Origin of the sequence: Bradyrhizobium sp. 138 (assembly GCF_023074075.1) — a bacterium.
Classification (GTDB): domain Bacteria; phylum Pseudomonadota; class Alphaproteobacteria; order Rhizobiales; family Xanthobacteraceae; genus Bradyrhizobium.
Genome location: NZ_JADPKT010000095.1, coordinates 104212 through 124865 on the forward strand (window position 1 = coordinate 104212; position 20654 = coordinate 124865).

Below are 20654 nucleotides of genomic sequence, written 5' to 3' on the forward strand. Positions count from 1 at the left end.
GGTGTCAGCGCCGCATCATGCCGCAACGCCCTCGGGCGTCTGCACGACATTGGCGAGCGAGCTGTGCGTACCCTGGGTCTCGAACGGGATCGCACCGGTCGATCGGATGTTGGCGGATGCGACCTCGGCCGCCCGATGTTCGAATCCCTCGGGCATGACCACCTGAATGCGGTGCGGATCCCCCGTCACCGGATTCTTGATCGGCTCGACATCGGTCTCGAGCACGCCCCTGGCGACGAGCTTTGCGACACGGCCATCCTTGTCGAAGGAGAATTCGAACGGCGCGAAAACCGGGTCGTGGATCTTGGTCACGATCATGCTGACGATCTGGAAAAGCGTGCCTTCGGCCGAATGCTTGCCGGAAAAGATATCGAACAACGCTTGACGCTGCTCCGCCGTGGCGCGTTCGTCGATGATGGGCTGGATTGTCCCGTTGCCCTCATGAAGGGCCCCGGGGAAATCGACCGTGATCGCAAAGCAGAGATCATCAAGCTTGGTCCCTTCGAAATGTCCTTTGGCGATCCGCATCGCGACCATTCCCTTGCAATAGCCTTGGGTCGGCCGCGCGTTGAAATCGCAGGGGCAGCCAAATGCGCAATTGCAGTTCTTCATCCATTCGCCTTCGAGACGCCAGTCCGATGCAGCCATGGCACATCTCCCAATGTGAGCGGGGACAGCGGCAGCCATTGACGAATTTGTTCGGCGTTGTTGTCGAGGCAATGCGAAAAGGCGCGAGCGGGATCGAATCCGATCAGAAGGCCGGCATCGCAGAAAAGTATGGTGGGCGAGCTGCCGTTTATCGTCCGGGGATCATATCAGCGGCAGCCGGGTACGTATAGCGAACCAGAGTAGTGGCTCAAGAGCAGCCACATGTCGGGGATGTCCGACGTCAGGGGCATGGCGCGCCATTCAGGACAAAATTGCGAACTCGTATGCCATTGAATTAACTATACAATTTAGACACAAAGCACCTGAACCGCGTGCGCGGATCTCGTCCCGGCCTGGCTGTAACAGCCCTCCACCTTCCAGAACGTCCTTGGGCCGCATTGCCTATGCGTCGGCCAGCAACAGCTTCAGCCGCGTGTTCTCGTCCTCGAGCGTCTTCAGCCGCTTGGCCTCCGACACCTCCATCCCGCCGAACGTCGCTTTTCGTTTGTAGCTGCTGGCGTCGCTGACGCCCGTGCTTGCGGCAGATCGGAGACCGAAACGTCGGCCTCATGCTCATTCCGATGATCTGCCTTTCTGAAAAGTAGCGACGCTTCGTGATCTGGTCCCTACTGGGGCACGTCATGACTGCAATCCGCGTCGTAGAGTCGCATCACCGGGAACATTCTTGCCAAACCCAGACGCGAGTCTTTGTCTTCTCCTCACAAGACAGGCTGATCCGCAAGGGATCGCCATACCAGAGGGAGGAAGCCATGACCAAACCAGGTAAAGGAGGCACGTCCAGTCGACGCCGCTTCTTGAAAGTTGCTGCCGCTGGCGCCGCCGCCACGGTCGCCACGCCAACCATCGTCAATGCGCAGGGACCGATCAGCATGCGCTGGCAGAGCACCTGGCCATCCAAGGACATTTTCCACGAATACGCCCTCGATTACGCCAAGAAGGTCAACGACATGACCGGTGGCGACCTCAAGATCGAAGTGCTTCCCGCCGGCGCCGTGGTGCCTGCCTTCGGCCTGCTCGACGCGGTATCCAAGGGCGTGCTCGACGGCGGCCACGGCGTGCTCGTCTATCACTACGGCAAGCAGACGGCGCTCGCTTTGTGGGGATCGGGTCCGGGCTTTGCGATGGACGCCAACATGCTGCTCGCCTGGCACAAATACGGCGGCGGCAAAGAGCTGCTCGAAAAGCTGTATGCATCGATCGGCGCTAACGTCGTCTCGTTCCCCTACGGGCCGATGCCGACCCAGCCGTTCGGCTGGTTCAAGAAGCCGGTCGCGAAGGTTGAGGACGTCAAGGGTCTGAAATTCCGCACCGTCGGCATCTCCATCGACGTGTACTCGGGAATGGGCGCAGCCGTGAACGCGTTGCCCGGCGGCGAAATCGTAGCTGCCATGGACCGCGGCCTCTTGGACGCGGCGGAGTTCAACAATGCCACCTCCGACCGCGTGCTCGGCTTCCCCGACGTCTCCAAGGTCTGCATGCTGCAGAGCTTCCACCAGAACGCCGAGCAGTTCGAGATCATGTTCAACAAGGACAAGTACAACGCGCTGCCGGACAAGATGAAGGCGATCATCGCCAACGCGGTGGACGCGGCTTCGGCAGACATGTCCTGGAAGGCGATCGACCGCTACTCCAAGGACTATGTGGAGCTGCAGACCAAGGACAACGTCAAGTTCTACAAGACGCCGGATGCGATCCTGAAGCGTCAGCTCGAGATCTATGACGACGTGGCGAAGAAGAAGTCGGCGGAGAATCCGCTGTTCAAGGAGATCGTGCAGTCGCAGATCGAATTCGCCAAGCGCGCGACGCAGTGGGAGCAGGATACGGTGGTGAACCGCCGCATGGCCTACGACCACTATTTCGGGCCCAACGCGGCGGCCAAGAAGCTTTAGCGGCGAAATAATACCGGCAAGGCACCGTCCGGATCATCACCTGGGCGGTGCCTTGTGCTATGTTCAGCTATCCTCTTTTCACCGAGCGGCCGCATCACATGAGCGTCCAGAGATTACTGCACACGATCGACGGCATCTCCACCTGGGTCGGCAAGGCGACCGCCTGGCTGATGATCGTCCTGATGAGCGTCGTCTGTATCGAGGTGTTCAAACGCTATGCCGTGAACATGCCGACGGCATGGATCTTCGACGCCGAGAACATGCTGTACGGGTCGCTGTTCATGCTGGCCGGCGCCTATACGCTGGCGCAGAACGCCCATGTCCGCGGCGACTTCCTGTATTCCTCGATGCGGCCGCGAACGCAGGCCGCGCTCGACCTCATTCTCTACTTCGTCTTCTTCATTCCGGGCATCGCTGCGCTGATCTATGCAGGCTATTTCTACGCCGCCGATTCCTGGCACATCAACGAGCATTCCAACGTTACGGCGGATGGCCCGCCGGTCTACCACTTCAAGACGGTCATTCCGATCGCGGGCGCGCTGATCATGCTTCAGGGGATCGGCGAGATCATCCGCTGCATCGCGTGCCTGAAGACCGGCGAATGGCCGAGCCGGCTTGCCGACGTCGCCGAGACCGACGTCATCGAGGAACAGCTCGCACACTCTGAATTCGTGGACGAGGAATCGCGCAAGCTCGCCATCGAGGGCGCGGCGCGCATCGATGAAATGGCGCGGCAGCGCGGTATGGGTGGGGACTTGAACACATGAGCGACCCGGCACTTGGCCTGTTGATGCTGACGCTCATCGTCGTCGTCATCATGATGGGCTTTGCTACGGCCTTCACGCTGATGGGCCTCGGCATGTTCTTTGGCTTCATCGCCTTCTACGACCCGTCGCAGAGCTGGACGCACAACAAGGTTTTCGAGCTGATGGTCCAACGCACCTACGGTGCGATGACCAATGACGTCCTGATTTCCATCCCGTTGTTCGTGCTGATGGGCTACGTGATGGAGCGCGGCGCGCTGGTCGACAAGATGTTCTATTCGATCCAGCTCGCCTTCCGCCGCCTGCCTGCCTCGCTCGCCGTTGCGACCCTGATCGTCTGCACGTTCTGGGGCATCGCCTCCGGGCTCGTCGGTGCGGTGGTGGTGCTGATGGGCGTGATCGCCTTCAACCCGATGCTGCGCGCCGGCTATGACGTGAAACTCGCCTCCGGCGTCATCACCGCAGGCGGCACGCTCGGCATCCTGATCCCGCCGTCGGTGATGATCATCGTCTATGCCGCGGTCGCCGGCCAGTCCGTGGTCAAGCTTTACGCGGCGGCGATGTTCCCGGGCTTCTTCCTGGCGCTCCTCTATCTCGTCTATGTCATCGGCTGGGCGATGATTAACCCGAAGATCGCCCCGCCGCTGCCGGAGGAACAGACCCGCGTCCCGCTGCCTGAATGGATCAAGAAGTTCGCGACACTGTATTCGCCGAATCTGTTCGTCGGCCTGTTCAAGGCGCTGTTGTCGCCCGCAAAGGCCATGACGCTCGAGATCGACGGCAAGCCGGTGGGCTATGGCGCGATCATGAAGCACTTCCTCATTTCGCTGGTGCCGTTGCTGCTGACCGTCATCACACTCGGCACGGTCTGGTGGTATGTCGTGATCCACCAGCAGGCCGGCGCGGCGAGCGAGGCCATCGAAGGCCTGCAGCAGCTCGGCAGCGCGGTCGAGACGAAAGAGCTGTCCCCGGCCCAAAAGGGACCGGACACCCAGTTCTATATCTGGTTCGCGATATCGGCGGCCGTTTTGGCGGCATGGACCGTGCGCTCTTATTTGCGCATGGACGGCGAGCGCTTCGAAGTGCTGAAGCTCGTGACTTCGTCGGTGATGCCGCTGGGTATTCTCACCGTCGTGGTGCTGGGCGTGATCCTGTTCGGCATCACGACCGCAACCGAATCCGCCGGCGTCGGCGCCGCCGGCGCCTTCATCCTTGCCTTCCACGCCCGCACGCTCGACTGGAAGCGCACCAAGGAAGCAGTGTTCCTGACCGCGAAGACGACCGCGATGGTGTGCTGGCTGTTCGTCGGCTCCGCGCTGTTCTCGGCGGTGTTCGCCATCCTCGGCGGTCAGGCGCTGCTGGAAAGCTGGGTGCTCTCGCTCAACATGTCGCCGGTGCAGTTCATGATCCTGTCGCAGGCGATCATCTTCATCCTCGGCTGGCCGCTGGAATGGACCGAGATCATCATCATCTTCGTGCCGATCTTCCTGCCGATGCTGAAGCATTTCGGCATCGACCCGGTGCTGTGGGGCGTGCTGGTGTTCGTGAACCTGCAGGCGGCGTTCCTGTCGCCGCCGGTGGCGATGTCCGCGTTCTACCTCAAAGGCGTCGCACCGAAGCATGTCACGCTGAACCAGATCTTTTCGGGCATGATGCCCTACATGCTGATCGTGATCCTCTGCATGGTGATCATGTATCTCTGGCCCGGCATGACGCTGTGGCTGCCGAACTATCTGTACGGAAGTTGAGGCAAAGCGGGGAGCATCGGGCGCTTGTCACACGGAGTGGTGCCCAGGGAGGGAATCATATGCAACCACCGACACGAAGAACCGCTGTTTGTGCTTAATATGGTGGCGTGAGCGCTTGGCATAGTGGCGGAGGTCGGCTGCAGCGCCATCGCAGGAGCTCTGTTTTCCTGTTGGAGGGGCAGCCTAACTCGCGAGGCCGAACCGGGCTTTTGGCCGACGATCACGCAGACGACATTTAATAAGTGACCCCTGGGAAAGGCGTTTCACTTCCGGACAGTGATTGGCCGAAAGATTATTTCGGCTGGCCGTGTGGGATGACTGTTGCCTTCTTCTCCTGCGTTATTCGCGCGAGTAAGCAAATGGATGAAATTGCGCGAGCGCGGACAGCATGGCAGCGAACCGCCCCCCTGGCTGAGAGCCGATCGTCGCAGGCGACTTACGTCATTTCCAGCCCGCGCCAAAAGTCGATGACGGCGGCAACGATCGCTTCGGGCGCGTCCTCCTGGACGAGGTGGCTGGCGTCGGCGATGACGGTGAACGATGCGTGAGGAATGCGGCGGACGAGTTCCTCACCATCTCTTAGCGGAATGAACCCGTCTTCGGCGCCCCATAAGACGGCGACCGGGCACCGAATTTCACCGTATCGTCCTTCCACCTCCTCCGAGTACCTATCGTCCATTTGCGCGATCTGCCGCCAGAAGGCCTTTTGCCCCTCTTCGCCCAGCCATGGCTCAAGGTACCGCCGCATTTCCTGTTGGCGCAGGCCGTGCTTCGTAGCAGCGCTGATGTAGGCGCGCAGGATCGCCTCATGGATGTACGCGGGCAAACCGGAGAACACCTCCGGATGCGCCTTCGCCGCCTGGACGAGCGCTGACCCTTGCGGGCTGATCGCGACCGGATCGATCAGGACGAGGCTGCGGTAATCGACCCCGTCCAAAAGGTGCGCGCGCAGCACGGCCGAACCGCCGAAGTCGTGGGCGATGACGTCGGGCCGGTCGATGTTCCAGTGGCCCACAAGCGCCGCAAACAGCCTGTTCTGGATGCCGTGCAGGACGTCGGCATCGGGCTTGGCCGATTGGCCGAAGCCCAGAAGGTCATAGTAGAAGATGCGCCGGTGCCGGGCGAGCCATGGCGCGATCCGGCGCCATTCGCGCGAGGAGAAGGGCGAGCCGTGCATCACAACGGCCGGCGGCCCCTCGCCGATTGCGCCCCAGGCAATCGCGTGTCCCTCGAACGAAAATCGCTCCGGTAGAGTCCATCGTGTCGTCATCGTTCCTCCGGATCCATCAGCCGCCGCTCATTGGGTGGCGCCGAGAGTCGCTGCCCAATCCCGAAGATCGACGACGAGGTCCGGCACCTCCGGGAGCAACTGAGGGAAAGCGGTTGTCAAGCATTGGCAGTCCTGAAGCGTCGATCGGGATGCGGCTGGTTGTCGGCCTTCGGGATCGGTTCGGTGAACTCGAGTGGAAACAGGCAGCGCTATGTTGCGCGCTTGGCCTGGTGATGGAGCGAACGCTGTTTCAACGGATCTCTTGCCCACGCGTTCCTGAGCAGGGCCGCGAACTCATGGCAGGCATCGGATAGTCGCCGGGTGCCGGAACCATGGAAGCCAAGCCCAGTTGGGCCGGATCGGCTGCACGATTCTCTCGTGCCAAAAGGTGCGATCCTTCAGGAAATCGTCGCCTTTGAACAAGATGGATCGCCTCATGAGACGCTCGCTGAGTTCCCTGCTGTCAGCACTGGGAATTGCATTTTCTCTCGGTATTTCCTGCGCGCTGGCGCAGGACGTTCCATCCTCACTGGCCTCGCGCACCGGCCTGCCGGCCAACTTTGAACGGACCTTCACCCATGGCTTTGCCACAACAAACGGTGTGCGACTGCACTATGTGATCGGTGGCCCGGTCGATGGCGACCTGATCGTTCTGCTGCATGGTTGGCCCCAGACTTGGTACACATGGCGGAACGTCATGCCTGCGCTTGCGCAGGCCGGACATCGTGTCGTCGCCGTGGACTACCGCGGCGCCGGAGAGTCGGAAAAGCCGCAGAGCGGCTACGATAAAGCGACAATGGCCGCCGATATCCGCGCGCTGGTTCACGAGTTGGGCGGAACCGGCGTCAACCTTGTCGGCCGCGACATTGGAGTGATGGTCGCCTATGCCTATGCCGCGCAATGGCCGGACGAGGTCGTCAGGCTCGCAATGCTCGATGTACCGGTGCCGGCCACGCGGGTGTGGGACGAGGCGAAGCACAAGCCGGATCCCGAGCTCTGGCATTTCGGCCTGCACCAGCAGCGCGATATCGCCGAGCTGCTCGTGAGCGGACATGAGCAAGCGTACATCTCGGACTTCTACAAAAAGAGGCTTGCGGCGCCTGTTGCGGACGAGGATATCGCAGTCTATGCGCGCGCCTATGCAGCCCCCGGCGGCCTTCGGGCGGGGTTCGAGCTCTATCGGGCTTTTCCCGAGGATGAGCAGCACTTCAAGCAATTCATGCAGAAGAAGCTGCCGATGCCCGTGCTGGCGCTGGCTGGCGACAAGAGCAACGGCTGGGCGGAAACGGAAATGGCCAAGGAGCTCGCGACCAATGTGCGAGGCGGGGTCGCACCGGATACCGGCCACTGGTTGCCGGATGAGAATCCGACCTTTGTCTCACAGCAACTGCTGACCTTCTTTGGTGGCGGGACAATCGGCAAGACAAGATAGGCCACGATGGGATGACCAACCAATCGAGCCTCGTGGCCTGATGGTCATGAATACTGGCACAAGGGCAACGCACGTTGACGAACTCGGCGCAAATGATCTCGTATGATTCTCTTTGGAAATGGCTATGTCCTTTTGGAACGGACTTTCCATTATGGCGTTGATGTTGCGAGCGGTATGACGAAGGAGAAATCCCAAGGAAATATCAGCTCAAAGCCCCGTCAGTTACCTCGGTGACTGGCGGGGTTTTTGGTCGGGAGACAGCGGAGCGAGCCCTCCCGAAAATATTTCTTATCGTCAGAACTTTCCGCCGTAGGCCGCCCCAGAGCGCTGCTCGTCACGAGCACAAATCGATCTCGGCCAAGCGCCTACACGATGCTATCGCACAAAATCGTGGTCCCCAGTGCGGAAGAGCGTAGATTTGGTCCCCAGGGAGGGAATCATACGCAATCACCGATACGACGAACTGCTGTTTGTCCTTCGTATCGTGGCGTGAGCGCGGCGGCGGAGGTTCGCTGCATCGCGAAACCCACTATTGCGCGAGCCCTGTTTGCCGCGATGTCGGCGATCGACATGAAAGGGACGAGCGGACCGTCCTTTGAAGGAATGAACCCGCGTCGCCCCCAGAACGCAGCAGCTTCGGCGTCAACCGCGTTGACAATCAGCGCGCGCCTGCGATGAATCCTGCAGCCGTGACGCAGCGCTGCAACGCATGTTTGAGCAGGCCGGTGCCAACGCCTCTGCCGGTCCAGCGCCTATATGCTGCTTACCGTGACTGCGACCAGTGCGCATCGGGTTATCGGGGTGCCGTTTCGCCAGATCGATTGACGTCGGTCTTTGCAAAGTCCTCGCCCTTGAACAGCAGCGGTTCGCCACGGGTCACCGCCAGCGCATAGGAAAAGCAGTCGCCGTAATTCAGGGCGGCGTGATGCCCTTTGCCGTAGCGACGCCAGGCGCGCCGCGCCGCATCGGCCTGTTCGACATTGACGGGGACGATCTCGGCGCCGATCTTGAGCAGCCAAAGGTCAAACTCGCGGCTGCCCGCGTCACCCAACCGCGTCTCGAGCACCATCGCCGCTTCGAGCACGGTCGCTGCAGAGATCAACCGGACAGGATCATCGGCAATTCGTAGTTCGATCTCTGACGCATCGGGCTCGTTGAGAGCAATTGCGACGATCGCCGATGTGTCGATCACCATCAGCGTGGCAATCCGTGCGCGTCATATCCGAGAATTTCTTCTGGCGTCCGGTCATCCACAACCGACATTGCACTCCAGCGCCGACGGATTTCGGCCATATCCTCTAATAGAGTGGCTTTACGGGATTGGCCGCCGATGCGGCGCAGTCGCTCCTCGATGGCACGTTTGGTTGCGGTCGTGATGTTCTCGCCGGTGAGCCGCGCCAGGCTCTTGGCCAAGCGTTCGGTTTCAGGGTCCTTTATGCTCAAAGCCATAACAGGTTCCTTGGTTCCTGATTAGGCGTCTTCTACCTATGTGTCATACGAGTCAACCTGACCCCAATCGGACAGCTTGCTTGGAGTTACCATGTCGTCGATCGGCACCAAATTGCTCAACAGCCTCCGTTCCGTTGAGCGTTCCGGCGACTTTTGCGTCGGCGGAATTCGGGAGATCTTCATGCCGACGATCGATGTCGACGGCGTGGGCAGGATCGCCTTTCCAATCCTGCCTGTCCAGGCCGAGCGGCTGGTCGCAATCGCCGAGGCGGCCCCCTACGGGCGGGGCGAGGAGACCGTCGTCGATCGCGACGTCAGGAGAACTTGGCAGGTCGATCCCGCCAAGGTTCGGATCGGTGGGCGTCACTGGGAGAAGACGCTAGCCGACCTCGTCGCTGACATAGCCCGCGGGCTCGGCGTGAGCGAACCGGTGGCAGCCGACTTCTATAAGCTTCTTGTCTACGATACCGGAGGCTTCTTCGTCGACCATCGGGATACCGAGAAGGCCGCCGGCATGTTCGCGACGATGGTGCTCACGCTGCCCTCGACCCATGATGGCGGCGAATTGATCGTCAAGCATCTCGGCCGGGAGACGGTGCTCGACCTGCGTCCAAACGAGCCCTCGGAGATCGGTTTTGCCGCCTTCTATGCCGACTGCGTCCATGAGGTGCGACCCGTCACGGCCGGATTTCGCCTGACCCTCGTCTATAATCTGCGCTTCGTCGGCAAGGGACGCACGCTGAAGGCGCCCGACTATCGCGCAGAGCACGACCGCGTGGTGGAGTTGCTGCGGGGCTGGGCGAGCGCTGACGACGAGCCCGATAAGCTGGTCCTGCCGTTGGAGCATGTTTATACGCCGGCGGAGTTGTCGTTCAGCGCCCTCAAGGGTGCCGATGCGGGTGTGGCGTCCGTGCTGGTCAAGGCCGCCGCGGAGGCCGATTGCGATCTCCACCTCGCCCTCGTGTCGATCGAGGAGAGCGGCAGCGCCGAAGATACCGGATATTATGGCCGTCGCCGCTGGAGTCGGGACGAGGAAGACGACGAAGACGAAAAATTCGAGGTTGTCGAGGTCTTCGACCGGGTGCTGGTCCTGTCCGAGTGGCGCCGTCCGGACGGCGGCGAGGCTCGGTTCAGCGATTTTCCATTCGCCGAGGACGAGCTGTGCCCGGCAGACGCGTTTGATGATCGAACGCCGGACGAGCAGCATTTTCACGAGGCGACGGGTAACGAAGGCGCGTCCTTCGAGCGTACCTATCGCCGCGCCGGCTTCGTGCTGTGGCCGGCGGCGCGGAGGCTCGCGGTGTTGAATCAGGCCGGCCTCGATACGACGCTGCCCGCTCTGGAAGGTCTGACGGCGCGCTGGGAGGCAAGCAAGGCATCGATGCAGTCGCCATTGTGGCGCGAGGCCGATGAGCTTTCGGGGCACATGCTGCGCTCTTGGTCTCGCGCGTCATGGCGAGCGGACGGCGACGCCGAAGCTGGCCGGATGCTCGATTTGCAGGTCCGTCTCGGCAACGTGGCACGCATCGATGCGTTTCTCGCCGAACTGTCCGCCGAAGGTCATTACGCCGCGTCCGACAACGGCGCGATTGTGCGCGCCGTCGCCCTTCTTCCGGCTCCGCGTGCAACGGAGTTGCTGATCAGGATTGTCAGGCGTAACGCTCCGGCCCATCTTGGCGCCTGCGCCGATCTGCTGCTGCGCTGCGTCGCGGCGCCGACGGGCGTAACGGGCGACCTGGGGCAGATCGGCGCAGCCTTGATCGACGTCTTGCCGGATGACCCGACCCGGCCGAAACCGGTCGAGCCTTGGCAGGCCGATCCTTGGCAGCGTGCAAAAGCCGTGAAGCCCGCCTTCGTCGTCGATCTTCTGACGGCGACGAGCCGGATCGATGCAGGGCTCGCGGCGCGTGCGATCGCGAACCTGCTGGCCTCGCCAGAGACGTACAAGCCGGACGACGTGCTGGTCCCCGCCGCTCGCGCCTTTGCCAAGATGGCAAAGAGCACGGCGTGGCCGGCAGTGGTGCGGCTGCGCGAGGCGTCTCTCGCCCATTTACGTGGGCGCGTCGCCCTGCCGCTGGAGGCGCCACGGGACTGGACCAGGGCCAACCCGCTCAAATGCACCTGCGCTGACTGCCGTGGGCTGGGCGCGTTCCTGGTTGCGCCGGATCAACAGCAATGGCGCCTGAAGGCGGTCCAGGATCGGCGGAGCCATGTCGAGCAAAGCGTCCGGAGTGCTGTGTGCGACCTTGACCTCACGACCGAAAGGCGTGGCAGCCCCCACACGCTGGTCGCCACCAAGAATCAGGCGAGCTACGAACGACGCGCAAAACAGCGTCGGCAGGATCTGGAGCATGTGTCGGCGCTGGGGGGATGATGTTGGCCTTGCAACGCATGGAATAGCGGGTTCGACTGCACATGAGTCGGAAGAATAAGGTTCCACTTGCTGATCGCGTCGCCAGGGCGGCGGAAGCGGCGCTTGCCGCCCGGCAATTCGTGAGCAGCATCGACATCCTCATCGGCATCGGGTGGCTCGACCTTGAGGCGGTGGAGCGCTGGCGCCGCGGGCAGATCGATTGCCTGGAGGATGCGGTCCGGACCAATCTGCCGCGCATCTCGGAAGCCATGCAGCTATTCCGGTCGTGGGCGACCGCGCAAGGATTGTTCGCAAGCGAGACGGCGTATGTTGCTCGTACGCCGCGGCGTCAGATGCTGCGCTTCAGCCGGAGCGGAGATCCCCAGATCGAGGCGTCATACCGGACACATTGGGTGTCGCCGGAGCTTTCCGAGAAGAAGCGCGAGCGCCTGGCGGACAAGGCAAGGCGTGCTCCGGAGCTGGTGGTCATCCAGCCACTGAACACGGAGTGGACATGCCATCGATGCGGCGGCACCGGCGATCTCCTGATGATGGAGGATCCTGGTCCGGCATGCCTGCGCTGCGTTGGTCTCGATGATCTCGAATATCTGCCGGCGGGCGATGCTTTGCTCACGCGGCGCGCGAAAGCGAAAAGCACCCGATATGCTGTGGTCGTGCGCTTCAGCAGGACTCGTGGCCGCTATGAACGACAAGGTCTGCTGGTCGAGCCGCAGGCGCTGGCAGAAGCCAAGACGCCATGATGGATTCCAGCTCCGTTCATCGCCTCGGTGGCATCGTGCGAAACAGCAAGCAATAAATTCTCGTCCATCATTGATGGCGCCGGCGAGAGTGCAATTGGTTCAGCTGATTCTTCCGCGATCGTACAAAATCGCAGCCTGGCGTAGATTTGGTGCCCCGGGGCCGACCATATCTGATCTACTAAGTAATTGACAACACTGGATAATCTAGGCGAACGAAAATTGCCTACCCAAGTTCCCACCCGTTAGGTTGCGGGCTGCCGTGGTGTACTATGCAGCTACACGATAAGAGATCGGGCCCAGTCCATCCTCAATCAGGTATTCGGTCCCCGAGGACGCAAAGCTGCGTTCCGCTTCGAGCTCCGCTTCCTCGTAAGATAAGAAAATTCGCCGCATAAATTGATAGCCCCTGATTGCCGCGACCACTGCACCAGAATCGAACTTCACATCCTCAGTGCCGCGAGCCCGCAGCACCGACACGATCCATAGCAGAGTAACTATCCGGGTAATGCTGACGTTTGGCATTTTCGTACTGGCAATGGTCATCGGACTCACCTGCGAGACCTAGGTCTATTTCGTTGAGGGTTGCGCACATGACGGTATTTCTCTCGATCCTCGGCGCACTCGGCGTCGGCGGCGTGATCGGTGTCCTCGTTACGCAGGTCATGACGAACCGGCGCGAGATCACAAACCGGCGAGTTGCTTTCAAAAAGCAGCAGCTTGAGCAATTCTACGGGCCGCTCCTTGCGGCACACAAGGAAATCCGTTCACGGAGCGAGCTTCGGGTGAAGCTTGAAAACGCGCTCGACAGCGCACACACCGAAGACATGTTCCGCTCTGGCCCTAGTCGTGTCGAAGCGGCATCTAATCCACACGTATCTGCAATCGCGACGAATGTGCAAGACGAGAACCAGACGTTCCGCGAGGTGTTGATGCCGCGCTACCGGCAGATGATCGACATTTTCCGCGACAAGTTGTGGCTTGCCGAACCGGAAACTCGGAAATTCTTTCAGCAACTCATCGAGTTTGTAGATGTGTGGGACAAGATATTGACTGAGAAATTGCCACGCACAGTCGCAGTTGCGATAAATCACACGGAGAAAAACTTAGCGCCGTTTTACGAGCACCTCGAACAAGTGCACGATCGGCTTCAGTCTGAAGTCAGCTAGTCAAGCTCGCGAAAAGCCTCCCCGCCATATCTACATCTACTGCGACCATGCACGTCGCACGCGAGACTCGCGCAGCAATCGCAAGCCTTCGTTGCCTCATCCTCGCAGTCCGGATTATTGTTGTAGTCAATGTGTTGGCAGGTTTTCATAAGGTTCATTGTCTCATGCGCTCGGAAACGTCCAAACGCCGCTGCAACGAATCGTATGACTTGTCAAAAGGTGGGAATCGAACCACGGACAAATCGGATGGGTAGGACGCTAGTTCGATTTTCGTCGCTACCCAGATTCCTCCCCATATGAATGTAACTCGCGGTTGTTCACCGCGTTGCATAGCGCTTCATGTTGAGTGAGATCGGGAATCGAACCACCGACATTTGGTGGGTAGAAGTCATGGTGCCCAGGGGCGGAATCGAACCACCGACACTGCGATTTTCAGTCGCATGCTCTACCAACTGAGCTACCTGGGCGTGCTCCAAGAGAGGGGCCAAAGCCCATCGAGCGGGCGGTTTATAGTGGGCCGGAAGCGGCCTGTCCACCCGGCTTCGCCAACTGGCTTCGCCGGGCGCGGCCCGGCTGTGCACAAGCTGCAGCGGGCTTGCGGCGGCTGGCGTGCGGGGCGCCGGCCATCCAAGCAATCTCTTGATCTTATTTGACTATTCTACGTCTTCGACGTCGTCGTCGCGGCCGGGGATGACATAGGAGCCTTTCAGCCAGCGGTTCAGGTCGACGTCGCGGCAGCGCGAGGAGCAGAACGGACGGGTGGCTTCCGACTGCGGCTTGCCGCAGATCGGGCAGGTTTTGATCGGGCTGGCGGGCTTTTTGATGTGGTCGTCCATGATGTCGGCAGCTTGCGCGGGCTGAAACAGTTCAAGAGCCTGTCGGCAAACGGGTTCCTCGTACCGGCGGCGCATGCGCCCCGTCAGGCCATTCTACTTTGCATGGGGTTGTTTTCGCGATTTTTGTTGGCCGCGGCTTGCCGGCTCACAGGGCGGTGGCGTTGAGCCAGCCGAAGCGGATCGGGAAACCCTCGCCGCCGAGCAGCGTGGTGGTCTCGTAGAGCGGCAGGCCGACCACGTTGGTGTAGGACCCCACCATCTTGACCACGAAGGAGCCGGCGATGCCCTGCACGGCGTAGCCGCCGGCTTTGCCGCGCCATTCGCCGGAGCCGATATAGGCCTGAATGTCGTCTTCCGAGAGGCGCTTGAAGCGGACGCGGGTCTCGATCAGGCGCTGGCGGAAGGCCTCGCGCGGCGTGACGAGGCAGATCGCGGTGTAGACGCGGTGGTTGCGGCCCGACAGCAGCCGCAGGCACTGCGCGGCTTCGTCCACCAGATTGGCCTTGGGCAGGATGCGGCGGCCGACCGCCACCACGGTGTCGGCGGAGAGGATGAAGGCGCCACGCAGCTCATCATCCAGCTGCACCGATTTCAGCGCCGCATCGGCCTTGACCCGGGCAAGCCGGTTGGCGCAGGCGCGCGGCAGCTCGCCCCGCCGCGGCGTCTCGTCGACGTCGGCCGGCCGGAGCGCGTCCGGCTCGATGCCGGCCTGGTTGAGCAGCGACAGCCGACGCGGCGAACCGGAGGCAAGTACGAATTTGGGGCGGCCAAGCATCAGGTGATTTGGGGGATGAAACAGGGGTGAATTGCGCGCGGAACCTATCGGAAGGGGCCCGGTTTCACAACCCGGGAACCCGAGGTTTGGTGATTCGAGGTTTCCGACATGGCTGTGCCCTCAGTCTGTGACGCGGGTGTTACGAACGCCGCGCGCTACCCGCTCGCCGCGCCCACCTTGGCGAAGCGCCGGCGGATGCGCATCACGAGCTGGTCGCAGACCTCACGATAGGCCGCGAGCTTCTGGTCGCGGCTGCCTTCGATGGTGGTGGGATCCTGCGTCGGCCAGTATTCGACGTCGGCCGCGAGTGTCCGCGTCAGCTCCAGCGCCTTGTGATGCGCTTCGGGCGAGAGCGTGATGATGAGGTCGAAATTCAGCCCCTCCCAGTCCTCCAGCTCCTCGAAGGTCTGCGGCTTGTGGGCGGAGATGTCCTGGCCGAGCTCGGCCATCACCGACACCGCAAACGGATCGAGCTCGCCGCGCCTGGCGCCAGCCGACTTCACGTAGAGGCCTTGCGGAAACATGTGCTGCAGCAGGCTCTCGGCCATCGGCGAGCGCACGCTGTTCATCGCACAGGCGAACAGCACCGATTGCGGATCGCGTGCGCGTGGCGGCGCCGCCATCGCGCTTAACCCTTCCAGTGCAGGACGGTTATGAGCGTGAACAGCCGGCGCGAGGTCTCGAAATCGACCCGCACCTTGCCTTTCAGCCGCTCCTGCAGCGTGCGCGATCCCTCGTCATGGATGCCGCGACGGCCCATGTCGATGGCCTCGATCTTGTCGGGGGTCGCGGTGCGGATCGCCTGGTAGTAGCTGTCGCAGATCATGAAATAATCCTTCACGATCCGCCGGAACGGCGTCAGCGACAGCAGATGCGCGACGACGGGCGTGCCGTCCTCGCGGCGGATGTCGAACATCAGCCGGTTGCCGGTGATGCCGATATGCAGCGTGAACGGGCCCTGCCGCTCGGCGCCATCAGGCGCGAACAGGTTCTGCTCGATCAAATCGTAGATCGCGATCGCGCGCTCATGCTCGATGTCAGGCCCGGAACGGCCGATCGATTCTTCGTCGAGCGTGACGCCGACGATGCGGTTCTGCGAGTCGTCCTGTTCGGGCGGCTTTGTCATGACAGATTGAGGCGCAATCCAATCGAACGCGAATGGGCGTCCAGCCCCTCCGCTTGTCCGAGCGTCATCGCGGCCGGACCCAGCGCACGCAGCTGATCCGGGCCGCATTTCAGGATCGAGGTGCGCTTCATGAAGTCGTGCACCGACAGCCCCGAGGAGAATCGCGCCGAGCGCGCCGTCGGCAGCACGTGGTTGGAGCCGCCGACATAATCGCCGATTGCCTCCGGCGTGTGGGGCCCGAGGAAAACGGCGCCGGCATTGCGGATTTTCGCGGCGAGCGCGTCGGGATCAGCAGTCATGATCTCGAGATGCTCGGCCGCGATGGCGTCCGCGAGCGGAATTGCGTCATTGAGGTTCTTCACCATGATGACGGCGCCGAAATCGGCCCACGACGCACTGGCGATCGCGGCGCGCGGCAGCGTCTTCAACTGCGCCTCCACCGCCTTCTCGACATCTGCGGCAAGGCGCGCGGAGTCAGTGATCAGGATCGACTGCGCGCTGGCGTCGTGCTCGGCCTGCGCCAACAGATCTGCTGCGATCCAGTCGGCATTGCCGCTGTCGTCGGCAATCACCAGCACTTCGGACGGGCCGGCGATCATGTCGATGCCGACCTTGCCGAACACCAGCCGTTTTGCAGCGGCGACATAGGCATTGCCCGGGCCGACGATCTTTGCGACCGGCGCGATGGTCGCGGTGCCGTGCGCAAGCGCAGCCACGGCCTGCGCGCCGCCGACGCGGTAGATCTCGCTGACGCCGCCGAGATGCGCTGCCGCCAGCACCAGCGGATTGAGCTTGCCGTCGGGCGAGGGCACCACCATCACGAGGCGCGCGACGCCGGCGACCTTTGCGGGCACGGCGTTCATCAGCACTGAGGACGGATAGGCGGCGGTACCGCCGGGCACATAGAGGCCGGCAGATTCGATCGCGGTGTAGCGCCAGCCGAGCTCGACACCGAGCGGGTCGGTGAAGCGCTCGTCCGTCGGCAGCTGGCGGCGGTGATAAATCTCGATGCGGTCGCGTGCGAGCTTGAGCGCGTCCAGCGTCGCGGCATCGCAGGCCTTTGTCGCGGCTTCTATCTCGGCGGCGGTGACGCGAAGCTGGGATGCATCCAGCGTCAGCCGGTCGAATTTTTGCGTGGCCTCGAGCAGGGCCGCATCGCCCCGCCGGGCGACGTCGTCGACGATCGCGCGCGCGGCGGCCTCGACGTCGGCCGAGGCCTCACGCTTGGCGGCGAGGAAGGCCGCGAATCGCTGGTCAAAATCGGCGCTGCTGCGGTCGAGGCGAACGGGCATGTCTGGCTTGGCTTCTGGCTGGTCTTTGGGGCGGATTGGCGCACCAGGTCCCCTGCTCAATGGCGCGGCAGGGAAGCGGCGTCAACCCTCGCAAGGCGCCGTTCTGGCTTCGGGGGCGAGGCGATGCGGCTGGTATACAGGCAAGTTCACAGCTCCCCCTCGATCTCCATCCCCGCTCCCAGCGAGTCCGCCCCGAGGTCGGTCAGCTCGCATTCCAGGCATTCGACGTCGAGCCGGATGGCGCCGCCTTGCGCGAACAACAGCAGCGCGCTGCCGGCGGGCTCCTCGTTGCGCCCGTCCCTCGGGTGAAATTCGATGCCGACGAGGTCCAGGACCTTGTCGGGACCGCCTAAGTCAATGTTGCGCGACTTGCAGGCGAGCACGCGGTCGAAGCGGAGTGCGGCGACCAGCCGACGCGGCTCGGCCTCGCCCTCCAGCGTCTGCTCCCAGTCCAGCCGGCTCATCCCGACCACGAGCCGCTTCTCGCTTTGTCGCCAGATGATGTCGGAGGCCTGGACACGCGCGTCCTGGACATGGGTCGAGATCACGGCGAGATCTTCGGCGTCGAGTGCGATCAGTTTGAGCTGGGGCGGCATCGCCGACGCTTCTCCTTCGGAGTGGATCGGGCTCAACGCGCACAGGCCCCGAAATTTCCGTCCAAAACTAACGGGTCGGCGGGTTAGAGGCTATTGATATCCTCCATCTCCAGCACCTTCCGCGGATACCCCGCCCGGGCGACGTGAATCATGGCGCGGCCGATTTGCTCGGTGGAGGTGACGAGTCGCGGGAAAAGCCGGCGCAGCACCGACCACAGGGGGCCAGGTTGCGGTATAGACCGCCTGCACCCAGGCGGTCTTGGAACGGGCGCCGTGCAGGGGCTGGATCGCGCCTGGCCGGAACATATAGGCGGCCTTGAACGGCAGCTTGAGCAGATCGTTCTCGGTCTTGCCCTTGATCCGCGCCCACATCCGCGACCCCTGCTCGGTGGAATCGGTGCCGGCCCCGGTGACATAGGTGAAGGTCATCTGCGGATTGAGCCGTGCCAGCGTCGTCGCTGCCGCGAGCGTGAGGTCATAGGTGAGGTGCCGGTAGCGCGCTTCGCTCATGCCGATCGAGGAGACGCCGAGGCAGAAGAAGCAGGCATCGAAGCCGGTCAGTTGGGTTTCGATCGTCGAATAGTCCAGAAAATTATCGTGGATGATCTCGACGAGCTTGGCGCTGCGCACGCCGGTCGGGCTGCGGCCGACCACGAGCACACGGTCGATGCCGGGATCGATCATGCATTCGCGCAAAACGCCCTGCCCGACCATGCCGGTCGCGCCGAAGATGATGACTTGCATCGGGACGTCCCCAACAGGCTCGCGGCTCATGCGGCGGCCGCGATCTCGTCGTAGGATACATCGGTCAATGTCGCCGAGACATCCCACAGCATGGCCGCGGCAGCGAAATCCTTCGCGTGCGGCATGATCTTCGCCACCGCGGGCGCCCCCTTCATTTCGTAGAATCCGTTCGGACCGTAATACCCGCCGGGCTCCGCTGTGGGCGAAGTCGCGGCGAACAGGGTCGGCAGTGCGCCCTCGGCAGCGGACTGGCTGAACAGCGGCTGGAGGAGCCGGCCCACCCGCCACTGCAACGTGTTGGCACCCGGACCGTTCGCGATGAGATCGGTTCGCGCAAAGCCGGGATGCGCCGCAATGCTCCTCACACCCCAGCCGGCCGCGTCGCTACGGCGCTGCAATTCGAGCGAAAACATCAGCATCGCCAGCTTGGACTGGCAGTAGGCGCGCCACGCGCGATAGGAGTTCTTGCCTTGCAGATCGTCGAAATTGATCGCGCCGGAGCGGTGCGCAAGGCTCGCGAGATTGACGACACGAGACGCCTTGGCGCGGCGCAGTTGCGGTAACAGGCGCGCCGTCAGGGCGTAGTGACCGAGATAGTTGGTGCCGAGCTGCATCTCGAAACCATCCTCGGTCTGCTGTCGTTTCGGCAGCGCCATCACGCCGGCATTGTTGACGAGGAGGTCGAGCTGCTCGTTGCCGGCGGCAAAGCGCCTGGCGAAATCGGCAACGGAAGCGAGGCTGGCGAGATCGAGATGCTCATAGGCGATCAGCGCGTTGTGAAACCGCTCGCAAATGCCCTCGATCGCCCGCAGGCCCTTTGCGTCGCTGCGTCCGGTCAGTATGACAATGGCACCGGCGCCCGCCAGCGCCATCGCCGTCTCGTAACCGAGGCCGCCCGTCGCTCCCGTAACCACGGCCGTCTTGCCGGCGAGAGAGGGGATGTCTGCCGTGGTCCAGTCGGTCATGCCATGTCTCCCTTCGGGCTGGAACGAGGCCCGCGACCGGTCTAAATGTGCACTGAGTGCAACTTTGCAAGAGGCGAAACATTTGAAGGCTTCGAAGGTCGTCCGGAAACGCATCAAGTCATTGCCCCCGGGCGGAAATTCCCCTGATGGCACCGGCCTGCGCCAGCGCAAGCAGCAGGAGACCCGCGCGCGGCTGACCCGGGCGGCGATGACGCTGTTCCTGGAGCGCGGCTTCGAAGCCACGACCATCGACGACATCGCGGCCGCAGCGGACGTGTCGCGTCGCAGCTTCTTCCATTATTTCGCCTCCAAGGAGGACGTGGTCGCTGCCTGGCAGGAAGGCGCAGCAAGCGCATTGGTTGCCGAGATCGTTGCCCGGCCTGCGGATGAAGCCATGCTGACGGCCGCGGAGAATGCGATCGCAGCGGCGGTCAAGCGGATCGATCCGGCGGAAGCCGCGGCGATGTCGCGGCTCAAGCGCGACAATCCCGCGCTTCAGGCCCGCGATCAGCTCAAATACGAGAAGCTCGAGCGCGCGCTGGCCGACGGGCTCGCCCGGCGCGCCAGAACCAAGTCCGACCGGCTGAACGCTCGGCTCGTCGCGATGATCGCCACCGGCGCGATGCGCGTCGGCGGCGAAAGCTGGATCGGCGACGGCGCGCGGGAGAAGCCGGAGGCTTTCGTCAAGCGCACCTTCGACGCGATCAGGGCGATACTGAAGTGAGGCGCCCTCCCCTGGAGGGCATGTAGGGTGGGAAAGCGAAGCGTGCCCACGTCTTCTTCGTTATCAATGACAGATGGTGGGCACGGCGCAAGTGC

The 20654-nt window shown here is 62.6% G+C and carries 20 protein-coding genes, 1 tRNA gene and 2 pseudogenes; 8 read left to right on the plus strand and 15 right to left on the minus strand.

The genetic code is table 11. The features are described from left to right. Positions 1-15 precede the first annotated feature (15 nt). Positions 16-648, minus strand: coding sequence for a DUF1326 domain-containing protein (locus IVA79_RS34600; protein ID WP_247561628.1), 633 nt, complete (start codon positions 646-648; stop codon positions 16-18). Positions 649-1053: 405 nt separating this feature from the next. Further along, a pseudogene (locus tag IVA79_RS34605) lies at positions 1054-1225 on the minus strand (transposase); the annotation flags it as partial. 193 nt (positions 1226-1418) lie between these two features. Between IVA79_RS34605 and IVA79_RS34610 the strand changes: the two are divergent. The 3 genes from IVA79_RS34610 to IVA79_RS34620 all read left to right on the plus strand — a co-directional run bounded on the left by IVA79_RS34610 (position 1419) and on the right by IVA79_RS34620 (position 5070). Next, positions 1419-2558, plus strand: a complete 1140-nt coding sequence (locus IVA79_RS34610) for a TRAP transporter substrate-binding protein (RefSeq protein WP_247561629.1) — start codon at positions 1419-1421, stop codon at positions 2556-2558. 98 nt (positions 2559-2656) lie between these two features. Beyond that, positions 2657-3325, plus strand: a complete 669-nt coding sequence (locus IVA79_RS34615; protein ID WP_247561630.1) for a TRAP transporter small permease subunit — start codon at positions 2657-2659, stop codon at positions 3323-3325. After that, positions 3322-5070, plus strand: a complete 1749-nt coding sequence (locus IVA79_RS34620; RefSeq protein WP_247561631.1) for a TRAP transporter large permease subunit — start codon at positions 3322-3324, stop codon at positions 5068-5070. The genes IVA79_RS34615 and IVA79_RS34620 overlap by 4 nt, the downstream gene beginning before the upstream one ends. A 436-nt stretch (positions 5071-5506) precedes the next feature. Here the strand turns inward: IVA79_RS34620 and IVA79_RS34625 are convergent, their stop codons facing one another. Beyond that, on the minus strand, positions 5507-6340 hold the full coding sequence (locus IVA79_RS34625; RefSeq protein WP_247561632.1) for an alpha/beta hydrolase: 834 nt from the start codon (positions 6338-6340) through the stop codon (positions 5507-5509). Between the two features lie 436 nt (positions 6341-6776). Between IVA79_RS34625 and IVA79_RS34630 the strand changes: the two genes are divergently transcribed. Then, the gene (locus tag IVA79_RS34630; RefSeq protein ID WP_247561633.1) at positions 6777-7772 is read left to right on the plus strand and encodes an alpha/beta hydrolase; all 996 of its coding nucleotides are present in this window, start codon (positions 6777-6779) and stop codon (positions 7770-7772) included. Positions 7773-8565: 793 nt separating this feature from the next. Here IVA79_RS34630 and IVA79_RS34635 read toward each other — a convergent pair. Both IVA79_RS34635 and IVA79_RS34640 read right to left on the minus strand, forming a co-directional pair. Then, positions 8566-8967 (minus strand): type II toxin-antitoxin system VapC family toxin, encoded by a 402-nt coding sequence (locus tag IVA79_RS34635; protein WP_247561634.1) that lies wholly within the window; start codon positions 8965-8967, stop codon positions 8566-8568. Then, the gene (locus tag IVA79_RS34640; protein ID WP_247561635.1) at positions 8967-9221 is read right to left on the minus strand and encodes a type II toxin-antitoxin system VapB family antitoxin; all 255 of its coding nucleotides are present in this window, start codon (positions 9219-9221) and stop codon (positions 8967-8969) included. The genes IVA79_RS34635 and IVA79_RS34640 overlap by 1 nt, the downstream gene beginning before the upstream one ends. Positions 9222-9312: 91 nt before the next feature. Here IVA79_RS34640 and IVA79_RS34645 point away from each other — a divergent pair, with 91 nt between their 5' ends. Both IVA79_RS34645 and IVA79_RS34650 read left to right on the plus strand, forming a co-directional pair. Beyond that, on the plus strand, positions 9313-11595 hold the full coding sequence (locus tag IVA79_RS34645) for a 2OG-Fe(II) oxygenase (protein ID WP_247561636.1): 2283 nt from the start codon (positions 9313-9315) through the stop codon (positions 11593-11595). Between the two features lie 119 nt (positions 11596-11714). After that, entirely contained in the window at positions 11715-12335 is a 621-nt protein-coding gene (locus IVA79_RS34650; protein WP_247561637.1) for a hypothetical protein, read from the plus strand. A gap of 267 nt (positions 12336-12602) precedes the next feature. Here IVA79_RS34650 and IVA79_RS34655 read toward each other — a convergent pair whose 3' ends face one another. Continuing rightward, on the minus strand, positions 12603-12878 hold the full coding sequence (locus tag IVA79_RS34655) for a hypothetical protein (protein ID WP_247561638.1): 276 nt from the start codon (positions 12876-12878) through the stop codon (positions 12603-12605). Positions 12879-12925: 47 nt separating this feature from the next. Between IVA79_RS34655 and IVA79_RS34660 the strand changes: the two genes are divergently transcribed. Then, the gene (locus tag IVA79_RS34660) at positions 12926-13501 is read left to right on the plus strand and encodes a hypothetical protein (protein WP_247561639.1); all 576 of its coding nucleotides are present in this window, start codon (positions 12926-12928) and stop codon (positions 13499-13501) included. 391 nt (positions 13502-13892) lie between these two features. Here IVA79_RS34660 and IVA79_RS34665 read toward each other — a convergent pair. The 9 genes and pseudogenes from IVA79_RS34665 to IVA79_RS34705 form a co-directional block, all read right to left on the minus strand. Further along, a tRNA-Phe gene (locus IVA79_RS34665) sits at positions 13893-13968 on the minus strand. A 186-nt stretch (positions 13969-14154) separates the two neighbouring features. Then, entirely contained in the window at positions 14155-14337 is a 183-nt protein-coding gene (gene yacG, locus IVA79_RS34670) for a DNA gyrase inhibitor YacG (protein WP_247561696.1), read from the minus strand. Positions 14338-14482: 145 nt separating this feature from the next. Beyond that, positions 14483-15112, minus strand: a complete 630-nt coding sequence (locus tag IVA79_RS34675) for a Maf-like protein (RefSeq protein WP_247561640.1) — start codon at positions 15110-15112, stop codon at positions 14483-14485. A 155-nt stretch (positions 15113-15267) separates the two neighbouring features. Then, positions 15268-15735 carry a low molecular weight phosphatase family protein gene (locus tag IVA79_RS34680; protein WP_247561641.1) on the minus strand — a complete coding sequence of 156 codons (468 nt, stop codon included), beginning with the start codon at positions 15733-15735 and terminating at the stop codon, positions 15268-15270. 5 nt (positions 15736-15740) lie between these two features. Further along, positions 15741-16238 (minus strand): UPF0262 family protein, encoded by a 498-nt coding sequence (locus IVA79_RS34685; protein ID WP_247561642.1) that lies wholly within the window; start codon positions 16236-16238, stop codon positions 15741-15743. Then, positions 16235-17530 carry a histidinol dehydrogenase gene (gene hisD / locus IVA79_RS34690; protein ID WP_247561643.1) on the minus strand — a complete coding sequence of 432 codons (1296 nt, stop codon included), beginning with the start codon at positions 17528-17530 and terminating at the stop codon, positions 16235-16237. The genes IVA79_RS34685 and hisD overlap by 4 nt, the downstream gene beginning before the upstream one ends. 146 nt (positions 17531-17676) lie before the next feature. Then, entirely contained in the window at positions 17677-18126 is a 450-nt protein-coding gene (locus tag IVA79_RS34695) for a DUF2948 family protein (RefSeq protein WP_247561644.1), read from the minus strand. A gap of 83 nt (positions 18127-18209) precedes the next feature. Next, positions 18210-18870 (minus strand): annotated as a pseudogene (locus IVA79_RS34700) (epimerase). Positions 18871-18896: 26 nt separating this feature from the next. Beyond that, positions 18897-19835: an SDR family oxidoreductase gene (locus IVA79_RS34705; RefSeq protein WP_247561645.1), complete on the minus strand. Its 939-nt coding sequence runs from the start codon at positions 19833-19835 to the stop codon at positions 18897-18899. An 82-nt stretch (positions 19836-19917) separates the two neighbouring features. Between IVA79_RS34705 and IVA79_RS34710 the strand changes: the two genes are divergently transcribed. Beyond that, positions 19918-20559: a TetR/AcrR family transcriptional regulator gene (locus IVA79_RS34710; protein ID WP_247561646.1), complete on the plus strand. Its 642-nt coding sequence runs from the start codon at positions 19918-19920 to the stop codon at positions 20557-20559. Positions 20560-20654: the final 95 nt, after the last annotated feature.